We start from the raw sequence: 16619 nt of genomic DNA on the forward strand, positions 1-16619 counted from the left end.
ATATATAATAGATTAACACAAGTAAGGAGGTTGTATATGGAAGCAAAAGAATGGCAAACCTTCGTCACAGTGGTGGAAGAAGGCAATATTACGAAAGCAGCAGAAAAATTATTTCTTTCACAACCTGCATTAAGCTATCGATTAAAGCAAGTAGAAGATATTTTAGGGCGGCCCTTATTAATTCGTGCTAATGATGGCATTGCGTTAACTGCAGAAGGCGAGTTGTATTACGATTATTGCCGACGTATGATTCGATCCCGGGAGGAATTGCGACAAAATATTGGAAAGGTGACGGGAAAAATACAAGGTACCTTAAAAATTGCTGCATCCATTAATTTTGCGGACTATGAGTTGCCTCATTTACTCAATAATTTCACAAAACAGTATCCTAAGATTCGTATTGAGGTAAAGACAGGGTATAGCTCCCATGTGAATAAAATGTTTAATTCTGGAGAGGTGATGATTGCCTTTGCCCGTGGTGAATATAATCATGTGCCGAATGGTGTGCGTCTTTTTGATGAACCCTATTGTTTAGTCTATAAACATCCTGTAGATTACAAGGAATTACGAGATATTCCGATGCTTAACTATCGCACGGATGGATCCATTGCGACAGTGGTAGAAAATTGGAAGAAAGAACATAGCGTAGGGGATGTGAGACCAGCCATGGAACTGGATTCTATGGTGACTTGTCGTCACTTTGTGCGAGAAGGATTAGGTTGGGCTATTTTACCATATTTAGGACTTGGTAGTTGCCGTGAACATGGTATTTATGTAGAACCTTTGCGGATGAAAGATAATCGTCCATTGGTACGTTCTACCTATTTGTTCCATGATGAAGTAAGTACAAAGCTCATTGCAGTGAAAACTTTCATTGATTATGTAACAGAGTATTACGAAAATCATCAAATCGTTACATTACCGGGATATACAAGCTAAGAGGCTGATGTGCGTGTGGTAAGGATTTACAACTGTCAGGTATTTTTGTCCATAGATATAAGTATACAACCTAAAGGGATTTGTATATATTTGGTCAGCAAAAAATACGTCCCTGACTACGTATATAGATAGGGTTACATGTCTGGCCGAACAAGGCCTCATAGTTGATAAAGCGTATAAAGTATTACATATAAAGAGCGCAGCTAATTGAGTTGCGTTCTTTTTGTATGTGGTTTTCATTGTAGTTGGTACTTTTGTATATTACTATGCTTGAGCTTTTACAATGTATAGATTTTGCTAATGCTAATATTTGATTAGTTTAGAATACTATTAACAGACTGTTAATGTATATGAAAGTAGCAATTATTATAGATATATATCATGAAAATAGGAACAATTTAGTAGGAATAACATAAAAACCGCATGATACCTATGTTTATAATGTATTCTCTAAATGCATACATGAAGGCTTTTTGATGATAATAAAATTTTTATAAGCCTTATAAAGGATTTTTATTTTTACCTTCTGAAATGATTGGATATAATGAGAGCGTAAAAAGACCTAGACATTTGCACGTTCTAGTATTCTAGTAAGTGGTGAACCGCCCTTATATACATTCATTTATATATATATTAAGTTTCACGTTTATAGAAAGTATGAGTGCAAGCAACATAGGCAATGTATTTATATCTTATGTAGTAAGGAGACACAAGATGAACAAAAAAGTAATCAATGCTTTGATTATGTTGTTAATCCCAATCGTGATCTGGTATAGCCCAGCTCCAGAAGGATTAGCAGATGGTGCTTGGAAACTATTTGGTTTCTATTTAGCAGCTATCGTAGGCTTAATTTTGAAGCCATTTCCAGCTCCTGTAGTAGTATTATCCGCTATCGCAGGTTCTGCATTATTTTTAGGTAACACAAAAGCAGTTCTTTCTGGTTATGCTACAACAACAGCATGGTTGGTATTCTCTGCATTTGCTTTATCTGTAGCATTTGTAAAGACTGGTTTAGGCCGTCGTATTGCGTATCATCTAATCAATGCATTTGGTGGTACAGTACTTCGTTTAGGCTATGTAACGGCTTTATTAGACGGAATCATTTCCCCAGCTACACCATCTAACACTGCTCGTTGTGGTGGTATCGTATTCCCAATCATGAACTCCGTAGCGAAATCCTTGGGCTCTGAACCTGGTGAAACAGCGAACAAAGCTGGTCGTTTCTTAATGGTTAATACGTACATGGTAACAAAAGTTACATCCTTAATGTTCCTAACAGCGATGGCACCAAATGCACTAGCAGGTGACTTCATGGCAAAAATGTTAGGTGTACATTTAGATTGGGGCTTATGGGCATTGGCTATGTCAGTACCAGGCATAGTAATGTTATTAGTAGTTCCATATGTAACATACTTATTAAACAAACCAACGTTGACTACAGTTGACAATAAGAAAATTGCAGCAGAAGGCTTAGCAGAATTAGGACCTATGACTAGTGCTGAAAAAACATTAGTTGGTATTTTCATCTTTGCATTAGTAGGCTGGGCATTGCCTTCTATCTTAGCAGCATTTGGTATTAAATTTAAAATTGATGCTACTGCAGTAGCTATTGTAGCTATGGTTGCTAGCTTCTGCTTAGGCGCGATTAAATGGGATGATATGGTTGCCAATAAAGGTGGCTGGAACACATTGATGTGGTTCGGTGGTATCATCGGTTTATCTGATGCGTTATCTAAAGCAAAATTCTTCGAATGGTTAGCAGATGTAATGCAAACACATCTTCACTTCGGAGATAATGGATTTGTAGCACTTGTTATTATCGGTATTATTTCCGTAGCAATTCGTTACTTATTTGCATCTGGATCTGCTTATGTAGTAGCAATGCTACCTGTATTCTTGGCAGTAGGCCCAGCAGCAGGTGTAAATCCTATGGCATTAGCATTAGTGCTTTGTGCATCTAACTCTTATGGTGGTGCATTAACACACTACGGCGGAGCAGCAGCACCAATCGTATTTGGCGCAGGTTACAATGATGTAAAAGATTGGTGGATTACTGGCGGTATTATCGCTGTATTGTGCTTAACCCTTACATTCGTAGTAGGCTATCCATGGTGGGGTATGCTAGGCATCCTATAGGACAAGGTAATTTGTATAGTCAGAGTCTACAGGGGAAATACCTCTGTAGAACCTGACTTTTATGCTATATTTTGATGTAATAGAAAGGATTTGCTATGAAACATCTAGTGAAAGCAGCTATGGCTGGCTTTGATGAAAAAAATGATGTATTGGTAACGGTTGAACCAATTGCATCTGGTATCGAAGTAGAATTAAAATCAAAAGTTGAGCGTGCTTATGGTAAGCATATTCGTGCTTTCATTGAAGCCACTGTAAAAGAAGCAGGCTTCGATGGCGTGAAAGTAACAGCTATCGATAAAGCAGCTTGGGATTATACTATTAAAGCCCGTGTATTGGGTGCATTAGAAAGAGGGAGCGAAGCATAATGAGCCAATTAACTGAATTAGCAAAAAAACGTTTATCTCGTTCCATGATGTTCGTACCAGGTAACACGCCTAAAATGATTAACAGTGCTGATATCCACGGTGCAGACTCCATCATGTTTGATATTGAAGACTCTGTAGCAGTCACTGAAAAAGATACAGCTCGTTTATTGACAGCAGAAGCTTTGAAAACTTTAAAATTCAAAGGCGAAACAGTGGTTCGTATCAACCATCCTACACAAACTCCATATGGTTATGCTGACCTTGATGTGATTGTACCAGCAAAACCTGACTTGATTCGTCTTCCAAAAACTGAAGATGTATCTGAAGTAGAAATCGTTGCTAAGAAAATTGAAGAAGTAGAAAAAGCGAATGGTTGGGAAGAAGGCACCATCAACATTATCGTAGCTATCGAATCTGTAAAAGGTTTATACAATGTACGTGAAATTGCACAAGGTCCTCGTGTAGTAGCAATCGCTCTTGGTGCAGAAGATTACCGTGCTGACCTTCGTACAGGCAAACATAAACCAGCTCATGAATTGTTATTTGCTCGTCAAACCATCCTTCATGCAGCTCGTGAAGCAGGTATCCGTGTGCTTGATACAGTATTCTCCGATGTGAAAGATCCACAAGGCTTCCGTGAAGAAGTAGAATTCATTAAAGCTCTTGGTTATGATGGAAAATCTTGTATTCACCCAAGCCAAATCAAAATTATCCATGAAGTGTTCACTCCAGATGAAAAAGAAATTGCTCATTCTGTAAAAGTGTTGAACTCCTATGCAGAAGCACTTCGCAACAATAAAGGCGTTATCGCAGTAGATGGTAAAATGATTGACGGTCCTATCGTAGTACGTGCACAACGCGTGGTAGATAAAGCCCGTGCAGCAGGTATCAAAGTAGAGCTTGAGGAAGGAGCAGAAATCGATGTTAAATAAAATTGGTCGCGATATTCCTATGGAATTAGAATGCCTTCAAGGTCGTCGTCTCTATGAAGGACAATTTGCAATGACAGAAACTGCAGTTCGTGCAGGTAAACCAGTGAAACTTCACACTCCAGGCGAAGATAAATTAGTAGGCTCTATCGATGAAGCTATTGAAAAAGTAGGTCTGAAAGATGGCATGTCTATTTCCTTCCACCATCATTTACGTAATGGTGACTATGTAATGAAACTTGTGATGGACCGTGTACAAGCCAAAGGAATCAAAGATATTACAATCCTTAATTCTTCCTTAGCACCTTGCCATGAGTTCTTAATCGATATGATTAAAGATGGTACAGTAACAGCCATCGAAACATCTGGTCTTCGTGATGCATTGGGCAAATTCTTAAGCTTGAACCCAGGCGTATTAAAACGCCCAGTAGTAATTCGTTCCCATGGTGGACGTGCTCGTGCCGTTTGCACTGGGGAAGCTCATATTGACGTAGCTTTCATGGGCGTACCTGCTTGTGATCGTCGTGGTAATGCTACAGGCCGTAAAGGTAAATCCGCTTGCGGTGCGTTGGGTTATGCTATGGTTGACTCTCACTATGCAGACCAAACTGTATTATTAACAGATAACTTAATCGACAATGTATACCCAATCTCCATCCCTCAAACAGATGTAGATTACATCGTAGAAGTAGAGGCTATCGGTGACCCAGAAGGTATCGCATCTGGTGCGGTGGGAATCACAAAAAATCCTGTACAAATTAAAATTGCGGAAATGGCAGCAGAATTCCTTGATGAAGCGGGCATTATCCAAGAAGGTTTCTCTTTCCAATTAGGCGCTGGCGGAGCTCCATTAGCAGTAGCTAAATTTATCGGTGAAAAATTAGAGAAAAAAGGCGTTGTTGGTGGATTCGGTGTTGGCGGTGCTACAGGCGTACTAGTAAGCATGCTTGAAAAAGGTCACATCAAAGCGATTTATGATACACAAACATTTGACACAACAGCAGCGGCATCTTTGGATACAAATCCAAATCATATCGAAATGAGCGCATCCATGTACGCAGACCCTACAACAGACTGCATGACAAACTACTTAGATGTAGTATTCTTGGGCGCTACAGAAATCGATACAGATTTCAACGTAAACTGTATGACTGACTCCAACGGTATCTTGATGGGTGCATCCGGTGGTCACTCTGATACAGCAGCAGGTGCAAAAGTAACTGTTATTACATGCCCATTGATTCGTGGTCGCTTGCCAATGATTCGTGAACGCGTGGAAACAGTTATCACTCCAGGTGAAAGTATCGACGTTTTGGTAACAGAACGTGGTATCGCGATCAATCCAAATCGTCAAGATTTAATTGAACGTTTCAAAGATTCTAACTTGCCAATTTACACAATTGAAGAGTTACAACAAATGGCGTACGACATGGTTGGTAAACCGGAAGGTATTGAAGTATCTCAAGATCCTAAGGATGTAGTAGCTATCATCGAATATCGTGATGGATCTATCATCGACGTAGTACGTAAACCATTACTGTAATTACATACTATCAAATACAAAAGGATTGAACTCAACGAGTTCAATCCTTTTTGTATATCTATTATATGCAATAGACTATTATATAGTGCTTTTTATATAGGTAATAAAGGTATGAACAGCTCTACGTTGTAGGGAATTTGCTTGATAATAAAGCTTTGTTTCTCGCAATAGAGGTGTACCATCTTCCCATAGTAATGGTTCAAAGGTAAATTCATCAGAGAACCTTCCCAATCCTGTTTCTGGGAGAACAGACCATCCTAAATTTTTTCTGATGAATTGTCGACATGTAGCCATGGTATCAACTTTTATACTATCGTTGGGAGGGACTTGGTAATGCTGTTTCCACCATTTATCGATGATAGTATATAAATCATGGGCTGTTGCATATCGTATAAATGGTAAAGTCAAGATGTCTTCTCTGGGCATAGGTTTAGAAGGTAAAGACGTATTGGTTACTAAACCGATGCGATCTGTATGAATTAACAATGATTCACCGTCAATGGATTGAGGACCGCGAATAATAGCAACCTCTACCTCATTAGACTGAAATAATTGAGCTATTTTAGAGCTAATGCCAGTATAAACTTCTAACTTTACCTTTGGATAGGCTTGCGTAAACCCTGATAAAATATCAGGTAACATATAATTGGCGTAGATGCTCGAGACGCCAAGCCGTAATGTTCCCGTTATTTCTTTACTATAATTGGATAGAGTGTTTTCAAATTCACGCTTTCTATGTAGCATATCTAAGGCATAGTGATAATATAATTCCCCTGTTTCTGTTAAGGTAACGCCACGAGATGTACGTATAAATAAAGGTTTATTGAACTGCTTTTCTAGTTGCTGTAGACGATACGATAACGCAGGCTGAGAGATATATAAGCGATTGGCTGCCTTCGTCATATTTCCCTCTTCTGCAATAGCAATAAAAAAATGCCAATCTTTTTCCATAGTTTCCATGGTAGCCCTCCTTTAATAAAAATATTTTATCATATAAGATAAATGTAATCTATTTTATTTATTTACTTACAACATATATACTTAAACTATAAAGGCCTTCAAGTAAGGTAAAACCGTAGTTAGTCATAAGTAGGAGGACTAAGATGGCAGGAAAAAGTTTAATCTATAAAATATTAGAATCTCATTTAGTAGAGGGAAGATTGGTTGCAGGTGAAGATATTGCTGTTGCCATAGACCAAACGTTAACACAGGATGCCACAGGGACTATGGCGTACTTAGAGTTTGAATCACTAGGTTTAGATACAGTAAAAACCCTATCCGTATCCTATGTAGATCATAATACATTACAAGATGGATTTGAAAATGCAGATGATCATAAATATTTACAAGATGTAGCAAGTAAATATGGTATTTATTACTCAAAAGCAGGTAATGGGATTTGCCATCAAGTACATTTAGAACGATTTGCTAGACCAGGTCAAACCTTAGTAGGTGCAGATAGTCATACTCCAACTGCTGGAGGTTTAGGGATGTTTGCTGTCGGTGTTGGGGGTATGGATGTGGCAGCATCTATGGCAGGAAAGCCATTCCATTTAACTTGTCCTAAAGTTACTAATATTAAATTAAATGGGCGTTTACGACCTTGGTGTGCAGCAAAAGATATCGTGTTAAAAGTATTAAGTATTTTAACCACTAAAGGAAATGTAGGAACAGCCATCGAGTATACAGGTGAAGGTGTGGTATCTTTAACAGTACCGGAGAGAGCAACAATCACAAATATGGGGGCAGAAATGGGAATCACTACATCCATTTTCCCAAGTGATGCAAAAACAAAAGAGTTTTTACGCGCTCAAGGTCGTGAAGATGTATGGGTGGAATTACAGGCAGATGAAGATGCACAGTATGATGAAGTTATTGAAATTGATCTAAATACATTAGTGCCTATGATTGCATGTCCACACTCTCCAGATAATGTAAAAACAGTAGCAGAATTAAAAGATGTTGCCGTAGATCAAGTATTAGTGGGAAGCTGTACCAATTCCAGTTATCGAGACTTAATGATCGTAGCAGCAATGTTGAAAGGACGTAAAATTCATCCAGATGTGAGTTTTGGGGTAGCTCCTGGATCCAAGCAAGCATTAGCAATGATTACAAAAAATGGAGCCTTAGCAGATATAATTGCTTCCGGAGCACGTCTGTTTGAAAGTGCCTGTGGATTCTGTGTAGGTTGTGGACAAGCACCACGAACAAAATCTATTTCATTGCGTACGAATAACCGTAACTATGAGGGTCGTAGTGGGACTAAAGATGCCTTAGTGCATTTAGTTTCAGTAGAAACAGCGGTAGCCTCTGCTTTAACGGGAACGATTACAGATCCTCGTGAAATAGGAATAGAAGTACCAACCATTGAGCTCCCTGAGGTGTATGAAATTGATGATTCCTTGATTGTTGCTCCAAGCTGTGATGTGAACCAATCTATTTTACGTGGTCCTAATATTGGCGAACCTCCAAGTAATAGTGCCTTACCAGAAATAATTTCTGCTAAAGTGGCTATAAAAGTAGAGGATAAAATTACAACAGATCATATTATGCCAGCTGGACCATATTTGAAATTTAGATCGAATGTACCTAAATATAGTCAATATGTATTTAGCCCTGTAAAACCAGATTTTGCAGAAGAATGTAAAGAAAATATTGAGCATGGATACTATAATGTGATTGTAGCTCGTGAAAGTTATGGACAAGGATCTTCTCGTGAACATGCCGCGCTTTGCCCAATGTATTTAGGAGTAAAAGCAGTGATTGCAAAATCTATTGAACGGATTCATATGGATAATCTTGTTAACTTTGGTATTTTGCCTTTATTATTTGAAAATGATGCAGATTATGAGAGTATTCAAGAAGGTGATGAATTATTCTATCATTGTGATGATGCTTCCTTTGCAGCTGGTGTATTTACCGTAGAGAATAAAACAAAATCTACTATTTATACATTAAGAACACCATTAAATGAACGACAATTAGAAATTGTTCGAGCAGGAGGTAAATTGAACTTCTTGCGTAATGGTGGACAATAATTAGTAATAATAGTGAATAGATACAGTAAGAGATGGCACAGTGTAGACTGTGTCATCCTCTATATTCGAGGTGAATGATGAAAGAATATATGAAATTACCCGTATTATATATGCGTGGGGGAACTAGTAAAGGAGCTTATTTATATGCTCCAGACTTGCCTAGAGATCAAGTAGAACGGGATGCAATGATTCTATCCCTCTATGGGAGTCCAGATATACGTCAAATTGATGGGATTGGAGGAGCAGACCCTTTAACGAGTAAACTGGCTATTGTGGGACCTGCTTCGGTGGAAGGATGTGATATAGATTATACATTTGCTTACGTAGGTATCGATACGGCAGTTGTCGATTATGAAGGTAATTGTGGTAATATTTCATCTGGAGTTGGTATTTTTGCTATGTTACGTGGTTTGGTAGAACCAGTAGAGCCAATAACTGTAGTTCGTATACATAATACGAATACCCATAAAATCATAGAAGCTCATATACCTGTACAAGATGGATTACCAGTGGTAACAGGAGACTTTGCCATCGATGGAGTTCCTGGTACAGGGGCACAAATCATGCTTTACTTTCAATCCCCTAGTGGGGCTAAAACTGGGAAATTACTGCCTACAGGCAATGTGCGAGATACCATTACTTTGGAAGTGGTCAATGCGCATACAGCGAAGAACAATCATAGGATAGATGTAAGTTTTGTGGACTCTGCCACACCGAGTGTATTTGTGAAAGCAGAAGATTTAGGATATACAGGAACAGAACTGCCAAGTGACATTGAAACAGATGAAGAGGGGCTATTGGCTATATTAGAAGATATTCGTAGGACTGCCGCTGTCAGAATGGGATTAGCTACATCAAAAGATAGTGCTAGTCCAGCCATTCCAAAGGTATGTATGGTGGGAACGGCTTGTACGTATACAGATATACAGGGCCGTGTTATTGAGGGTGCATCGATAGATATAGTAGCACGAACAAAAGCATTACAAGTGATTCATAAGGCCTATGCAGTGACGGGAGGTATTGCTACTGCAACAGCAGCGCTCATTCCAGGGACAATCGTCAATGATGTGATCAGTGAAGAAGCTAAGCGTACAAAAACAGTAACTTTAGGTCATCCAAGTGGGACTTTCACATTTACTATTGATATAGATACAGAGAGTTTATGTGTTACCAAAGCTGGTGTAGCTAGAACGGCTAGACCTATAATGGATGGTATTGCTTATGTTAAAGTAGGTAAATACTAGTAGAATGCAGTAGAAAATTTACTGTAACAGATATACCATGATATACAGAGGAAAACCTATTATATTGTATGTTCTTTTCTTTAAATCTATTTTTATAGTATGGTAGGAATCATAAAATACATCTATTTTTGTGAATAGATATATGTACACCTTGTAATGAAGGATAAATTCCTTTATTATATAGCTATATATTATAGTATATAAGTAAGGAGAGGTAATATACATGAAACAACCATTAATCGGCATTTCAGGTTCTCATATGATTGACCAAGGAGGTCCATTCCCAGGGTATAAACGATCCTATGTAAATGATGATTATGTGCAATCCGTATTAGAAGCAGGTGGTATTCCTGTGATTATTCCATTCCAAGAAGATGAAGCTGTGTTGAAAGCTTTGGTGGAGCGCATTGATGGGTTACTTTTATCTGGCGGTCATGATATTGCCCCACAATTCTATGGCGAAGAGCCAGAACGTGGGTTAGGTGAAATTTGGCCAGAACGCGATATTTTTGATATGCGTCTATTAGCCTTTGCGAAAGAACGGAACATTCCTATTATGGGTATTTGTCGTGGTCATCAAATTATCAATGTAGCTCACAAAGGTTCTTTGTATCAAGATTTACCTGCCTTTGCTACGATTAAGCATGCCCAAAGCCAAACAGCAGGATTACCAACTCATTCCATGGTGATTGAAAAGGACTCCCAATTATTTGCTATGGTAGGTGCAGAAGAAGTGATGGTTAATTCCCATCATCACCAAGTCGTGAAAGAAGTTGGGGAAGGCTTGCGTGTGGTAGGACGTGCGAAAGATACTGTAGTAGAAGCAATGGAAGGTACTGACTATCCATACCTACGTACTTATCAATTCCACCCAGAAATGATGCGTCATACAGAGTTAAATAAAGTAATTTTTGAAGATTTTGTAACCGCTGCTAAATAGTATGTAAAGAGTTAATTTTGCTCTCAAATGGTGTAGCTTGCGTAAGGAAATTGATACACCATGTAATTTACATATGGAAAGGGTCCTTAGGGACCCTTTTTTGTATGGTATATTAGGGTGGCTAGCTGTAGATACCATGTACTATAAAATACTTAGATAAAGGCATCAATAGTGCGGAATATATCAATATAAAATAAATAGAGGAACATTGATACGCAATGATCAATGTTCCTTTATTTACTGTAAAGTGTTGTAGTATTTTTGTTCACATGGATATAAAATGCATAGCCTCGTAGCTACTATTCTCCTGAATGCGCTTTGTAGAATTCTAAAAACTGTTGTGCCACCATGGACAAAGGTTGTCCTTTGATGGTGATAAATGCTTTATAGAATGTGTTGGTCAGTTCTGTTAACTTAATGCGAGTCATATCTGGATGAGATACAGTTTCCTGTCCATCCATAGGAATAATGGCTATGGTACGTCCAGATTGAGCCCATTCAATGGCAGAACTCTTTGTGGTAGTTACAGAAATAACATTGAGAGAAGAGAAGTCATTGTGATGAGCTTGCATCAACATACGTACAGAACCACCAGACAAGCTAAGAGGACATTTGGCAATATCATTCCAAGAAATACTTTCTAGGTCACGGTCTGTCCAAAATAAATCTTTTCGGAACAGAGCATATAAGTCCTCCGTTTGCGTATAGAGAACATCAAATTTGTTGGTATCTACCATTTGCTCGTTGCATAGACCAATTTCAGCGCTACCATTTAATAAGGATTCTGTAACATCTGTCATTAATCCTTCATAGATTTCATAACGCACCACAGGGTATTGGCGGGAAAAGAAATGCAAATATTGCTGAATTAAGGCGGTAGACCTTGAGGCAGAGGAGGCGATACGAAGAGTGCCTTCTACCTCAGAACTAAGACGCTTTACATCAGCGTAGGTAGACTCCTCAATGGAACACAATTGTTGTGCTTTTTCATAGAAAATGCGACCGGCTTCGGTGAGGTGAAAGCTAGCTCCACGTTGGCCACGCTTGATAACTAATAGGGGGGTACCAAATTCTGCTTCTAAGTACTTGAGTTGCTTACTTAAAGCTGGTTGCGTAATGTGCAGTATCTCTGCTGCTTGCGTCATATTCCCCGTTTGTACTAAGATGATAAAATTATAATAGTAAGATGTATCCATGGTATCCTCCTAAACATACGTAGTCAGATGTCATGTTAGTTCGTTTCTATTCATGGGCGCACATCATCGTACAATAGATCTCTTATTGTTAACCTTTACTATTCTATTGTACTATAAATTTTATAATTCGTCTCCTATATTTGTTAACTAATGCTGTTAATTATGGTTTAGTTTATGATTATAACTCATGGATATAAACCTATATAAAAAGTAGGAATATTGACGTGCTATATTGAGAATGATATAATTGGGTCATATTGTTGCCTGTACAGTGCAGGGAATTAAGAAGTAATTGGACTATAGTTAGGTCTGGAAAGGAAGGGGAATTTGTATGGATATGCCATTTTTTACACAATTTCTCATGATTAGCGATCCCATGACAGTAGGAATACTTGTGTTATTCCTTATTGCGTTGGGATACGTGTATTTTCTTCAAAAAAGAAATATTCAATTCGGCACATTGGTGATGATTGCCACTGTAGTAGGTGCTGTGTTAGGGGTTGCGGTGCAATTGATTGCAGGATTCCCTAAAAACCCAATGGACGTGGTATTTATTAAGGAAAGCACGAAGTGGTTCTCTCTTATTGGGGGAGGATTCATTGATTTAATCCGAATGCTCGTCATTCCTGTGGTATTTATTTCCATTGTTCATGTTATTTTGCATATGGATACGAATGCGAACTTAAAACGCCTTGTATCCTCCACAGGTGTAGTAGCTTTAATCATGGTAGGTATTGCTGCTATTGTAGGTTTAGTACTAGGTACTGTAACAGGATTAGGAGAAGGTACCTTAGCAGTGGCTGGTGATTCTAAAATGCGAGAGGTAAAACCTGTTGTAGATACATTGCGTGCCTTGATACCAGCAAATCCTATTAATGCAATGGCGCAAACTAATGTTATTGCTGTTGTTGTATTTGGCGTTATTATTGGTGGTGTTGCTAGACTTGTGAAACAACATGGTGCCAGTGATTTAGAAGTAGTCACAAAATTATTTGATGAAGTGCACACAGTTATCTTCTGGGTAGCAGATTTTGTGATCGGCTTAATGCCATATGGTGTTGTGGCGTTGTTGGCCACAACATTGGCGCAAAAAGGGTTTGGCGCTATTGCTGATATGGGCTTGTTTATTATCTTAATCTATGTAGGTGTTGCAATCATGTTAGTAGTACAAGCTGTATTATTAACTATGTTTGGCGTTAGTCCAATCATGTATTTCCGTAAAGCAAAAGAAGCCTTAATCTTGGCTTTCACATCTCGTTCTAGTATGGGTGTATTACCATTGACGGTAGAAACATTAACTAAAAAATTAGGTGTTAATCCTGCCACTGCGAATACAGTAGCAAGTTTTGGTACGACAGCAGGCATGCAAGGCTGTGCAGGTATCTTCCCAGCCTTATGTATCGTTTATATCGCTCGCGTATCTGGAGTGCCATTAGACTTTACAATGTATGTGATGAGCGTTATCGTAATTGCATTAGGCTCCTTAGGGATTGCAGGAGTTCCAGGTACAGCAACTATGGCAGCATCCGTATCCTTATCTGGTACTGGTATGGGAGCATTCTTCGGCTCCATTTCTCCAATTTTAGCAGTAGACCCTATTGTAGATATGGGACGTACAATGTTAAATGTAAGTGGTTCTATGACAAATGCTATTGTAGTAGATCGTTTGCAAGGAACTTTTGACCAAGAAGCCTTTAACGACACAAAAACAATTCGATAAGGTATAAGTAATGTATTAGATGCATCATGTATCTATGATGAAAGTACTAAAAGATATACAGCTGCAACCTATTGATATCGCGTAGGTTGCAGCTTTTTTCTATCATGGAGTTGAAGAAAATAGGATATTCTATTCCTTGAATGTGCCATGACAGATGTAAAATAAGGACCTCTATCGTGCGACAGAGGCCCTTATTTGTATGGGGTATATATTAATATAGGGAAGGGAATATAAAAGAATATAGGTAAGGCTATTTAAGGGTATTTAAGGGTATATATAGGAAACCTTACCAGCGATCAATGCCTAGGTGGCGTTCCATACGACGCATCATGCGTGCGAAGGCGTCATCCTCTTCCTTTTTTTGTGATTTTGTTTCTTCAACTACAGGAATAGAGTTAGGTGATGTGATAATCACAGTATCACCAAAGGTATGGTATGTATGACCACCTACACGTTTAGTTTGGGAGTAACTTTCATCATAGGAGTAAGGTTCTACACGATCTTTATGAAAAAAATCATCCTTGTTATATTCACGTACACCCGCATTGTAAGCATCGATAGCAGCACGTTTTTTAGTAATCAATATTTGAATCACTGCATCTGTATCTGCTAAGTAAGTTTCCAAATCTTTCGTGTATGCTTTCATATCCTCAGTAGATGCCATTTTAAAAGACATAGGTGTATGGTCGCTTTGAAAACTAGGGTAGTTGATGGATGAAGCAAAAGCGGAAGAACCAATAGTCATGGCTAGTGTTGTCAAGAGTAGTGCACGTTTCATAAGTGTCTCCTTTTCATCATTACATTTGTAAAATATAGTTCAGTACCTAGTAGTGTTTATCACCGCAGGTATATTTTGAAAACAACTGCGTGTAAGGGTTTGTTACATACTAGTATCCATCTTGAGAAGTGGACCCTGTAGTTAAAGTATATCCTAGTAATATGAAGATACGATGATGCATGGTGAAAGATATGTATAGCTACTATATGGAGGATACCTATGAACCTATATACTTATGAGTTAGGGTACAAAAAAGCGACTGTTTTCACAGTCGCTTTAGTATACCTATACTAGTTCTAACCCACTTGGGATAAGGTATATGTAATTTGACCCACTTGGGTATATATCATTACTACTTAGTATATCATTTGTATGGGGTACTTACCCTTAGAACTACTTAGTTCTCTATGTAGGTTGTTTTGTATCACTTGATACAATCTTATAGTACTTATCTAAGAAACCACTCGGCTTACTGATTAGATAAGAGTTTCTCCGTGTTGAGAGAAGAATGCTTGTGGATGAGCACATACTGGGCAAAGTTTTGGAGCTTCTTCACCGATGTGGATATAACCACAGTTAGCACAGATCCAAGCAACTGGTTGTTCACGTTTGAACACTTTACCGCCTTCAACAGCAGTTACAAGGTCAAGGTAACGTTCTTCGTGACGAGCTTCGATAACACCAACTTGTTCGAATAAGTAAGCGATTTTAGCGAAACCTTCTTCTTTTGCAACTTTAGCAAATTCTGGGTACATTACAGTGTGTTCGTAGTGTTCGCCAGCAGCAGCATCTTTTAAGTTGATTGCTACGTCAGCGTTTACATCGCCACCGTGTAACAATTTGAACCATACTTTAGCATGAGCGGATTCGTTGATTGCTGTTTCTTCGAAGTAATCAGCGATTTTGTTCATACCAGCTTTACGAGCTGCACTTGCATAGTATGTGTATTTACGGTTAGCTTGAGATTCACCAGCGAATGCTGCTTGAAGATTTTTTTCTGTTTGAGTACCTTTTAATTCTGGCATTTTTGTTCCTCCATGTACTTTACATAGTTGTAATAAAATAAATACTTATTTGTATAATGGGCTTGTTCACTTGAACAAGTCCCTATCGATTTCGTTACTTAACGAATAATCATTGTTGATTACATTATAGACTATGAAAATGAGAAATGCAAGTCTTTTTTTAGAAAAATTTAAATTTTTTTGTAAATGATAAAGCCTCTCAATCGGCTATAGTATCGCATTTATAGCTATTTAATTCCCTATAAAAACAAGGGGATTACACAGAAAAGAAATTGAGAATCGAACTCAAGAGATAAAGCTGTAATGATAATACATAGAAATCCCTCTATTTATAGGGTTTCTTAGTTATGAAACAGAAAAGGGGAGTTGTCAGTTGCTAACAAGTGATAGCAGTCATCAGTACTGATGAGAGGGTTGACAGACTTAGTGCAAACTTTTAGTAATACCCATACGGCCCTATAGAGAAATATAAAGTTAGATGATATACTATAAACATAATCATGGAAATAGGAGGTGCCTATGGGATTTATAAAATACCAAGTAGGTGATGTGGTACAAATGAAGAAACCCCATCCTTGTGGTAGTCAGAATTGGGAGATTAAACGAACTGGCGTTGATTTCGTAACAGTCTGTGAAGGCTGTGGGCATCAAGTGATGATACCACGACCTAAGTTTGAAAAGAATGTAAAAAAGATAGTATCCAGAAAAGAAGCAACAGAAGAATAAAATATGATTCGTAAATCATAATAATTTTCTAGGAAAGGGA

At 38.2% G+C, this 16619-nt stretch carries 14 protein-coding genes; 10 read left to right on the plus strand and 4 right to left on the minus strand.

What is annotated here, in order from left to right; translation table 11 throughout:
- The first annotated feature begins 36 nt into the window (after positions 1-36).
- The 5 genes from HMPREF9200_RS00775 to citF all read left to right on the plus strand — a co-directional run bounded on the left by HMPREF9200_RS00775 (position 37) and on the right by citF (position 5912).
- Positions 37-939, plus strand: coding sequence for a LysR family transcriptional regulator (locus HMPREF9200_RS00775; protein WP_009352904.1), 903 nt, complete (start codon positions 37-39; stop codon positions 937-939).
- A gap of 714 nt (positions 940-1653) precedes the next feature.
- Complete coding sequence (locus HMPREF9200_RS00780; RefSeq protein ID WP_009352992.1) at positions 1654-3075, plus strand: anion permease; 1422 nt, start codon at positions 1654-1656, stop codon at positions 3073-3075.
- Positions 3076-3170: 95 nt separating this feature from the next.
- On the plus strand, positions 3171-3440 hold the full coding sequence (locus HMPREF9200_RS00785) for a citrate lyase ACP (protein ID WP_009352869.1): 270 nt from the start codon (positions 3171-3173) through the stop codon (positions 3438-3440).
- Complete coding sequence (locus HMPREF9200_RS00790) at positions 3440-4372, plus strand: CoA ester lyase (RefSeq protein ID WP_009352816.1); 933 nt, start codon at positions 3440-3442, stop codon at positions 4370-4372. Before HMPREF9200_RS00785 ends, HMPREF9200_RS00790 begins: the two co-directional genes overlap by 1 nt.
- Positions 4362-5912, plus strand: coding sequence for a citrate lyase subunit alpha (gene citF / locus HMPREF9200_RS00795; RefSeq protein ID WP_009352834.1), 1551 nt, complete (start codon positions 4362-4364; stop codon positions 5910-5912). The genes HMPREF9200_RS00790 and citF overlap by 11 nt, the downstream gene beginning before the upstream one ends.
- Before the next feature lie 78 nt (positions 5913-5990).
- Here citF and HMPREF9200_RS00800 read toward each other — a convergent pair whose 3' ends face one another.
- Positions 5991-6872, minus strand: coding sequence for a LysR family transcriptional regulator (locus HMPREF9200_RS00800; RefSeq protein ID WP_009352851.1), 882 nt, complete (start codon positions 6870-6872; stop codon positions 5991-5993).
- Between the two features lie 143 nt (positions 6873-7015).
- Here HMPREF9200_RS00800 and HMPREF9200_RS00805 point away from each other — a divergent pair, with 143 nt between their 5' ends.
- The 3 genes from HMPREF9200_RS00805 (at position 7016) to HMPREF9200_RS00815 (ending at position 11134) form a co-directional block, all read left to right on the plus strand.
- Positions 7016-8950 carry an aconitate hydratase gene (locus HMPREF9200_RS00805; RefSeq protein ID WP_009352966.1) on the plus strand — a complete coding sequence of 645 codons (1935 nt, stop codon included), beginning with the start codon at positions 7016-7018 and terminating at the stop codon, positions 8948-8950.
- A gap of 89 nt (positions 8951-9039) precedes the next feature.
- A complete protein-coding gene (locus HMPREF9200_RS00810) occupies positions 9040-10194 on the plus strand; it encodes a 2-methylaconitate cis-trans isomerase PrpF family protein (RefSeq protein WP_255260703.1) in 1155 nt (384 codons plus the stop codon).
- A 223-nt stretch (positions 10195-10417) separates the two neighbouring features.
- Positions 10418-11134 (plus strand): gamma-glutamyl-gamma-aminobutyrate hydrolase family protein, encoded by a 717-nt coding sequence (locus tag HMPREF9200_RS00815; protein WP_009352848.1) that lies wholly within the window; start codon positions 10418-10420, stop codon positions 11132-11134.
- A gap of 299 nt (positions 11135-11433) precedes the next feature.
- Here the strand turns inward: HMPREF9200_RS00815 and HMPREF9200_RS00820 are convergent, their stop codons facing one another.
- Positions 11434-12330, minus strand: coding sequence for a LysR family transcriptional regulator (locus HMPREF9200_RS00820; protein WP_009352925.1), 897 nt, complete (start codon positions 12328-12330; stop codon positions 11434-11436).
- A 331-nt stretch (positions 12331-12661) separates the two neighbouring features.
- Here HMPREF9200_RS00820 and HMPREF9200_RS00825 point away from each other — a divergent pair, with 331 nt between their 5' ends.
- Positions 12662-14050: a cation:dicarboxylate symporter family transporter gene (locus tag HMPREF9200_RS00825; protein WP_009352814.1), complete on the plus strand. Its 1389-nt coding sequence runs from the start codon at positions 12662-12664 to the stop codon at positions 14048-14050.
- 286 nt (positions 14051-14336) lie between these two features.
- Here HMPREF9200_RS00825 and HMPREF9200_RS00830 read toward each other — a convergent pair whose 3' ends face one another.
- Together HMPREF9200_RS00830 and rbr are read right to left on the minus strand one after the other, a co-directional pair.
- Positions 14337-14828 carry a hypothetical protein gene (locus HMPREF9200_RS00830; protein WP_009352900.1) on the minus strand — a complete coding sequence of 164 codons (492 nt, stop codon included), beginning with the start codon at positions 14826-14828 and terminating at the stop codon, positions 14337-14339.
- Positions 14829-15304: 476 nt separating this feature from the next.
- Positions 15305-15853 (minus strand): rubrerythrin, encoded by a 549-nt coding sequence (gene rbr, locus HMPREF9200_RS00835; protein ID WP_009352954.1) that lies wholly within the window; start codon positions 15851-15853, stop codon positions 15305-15307.
- 519 nt (positions 15854-16372) lie between these two features.
- On the opposite strand from rbr, the gene HMPREF9200_RS00840 reads away from it, so the two are divergent.
- Positions 16373-16579 (plus strand): DUF951 domain-containing protein, encoded by a 207-nt coding sequence (locus tag HMPREF9200_RS00840; protein WP_009352829.1) that lies wholly within the window; start codon positions 16373-16375, stop codon positions 16577-16579.
- Positions 16580-16619 lie beyond the last annotated feature (40 nt).

Origin of the sequence: Veillonella sp. oral taxon 780 str. F0422 (assembly GCF_000221605.1) — a bacterium.
Lineage (GTDB): Bacteria > Bacillota > Negativicutes > Veillonellales > Veillonellaceae > F0422.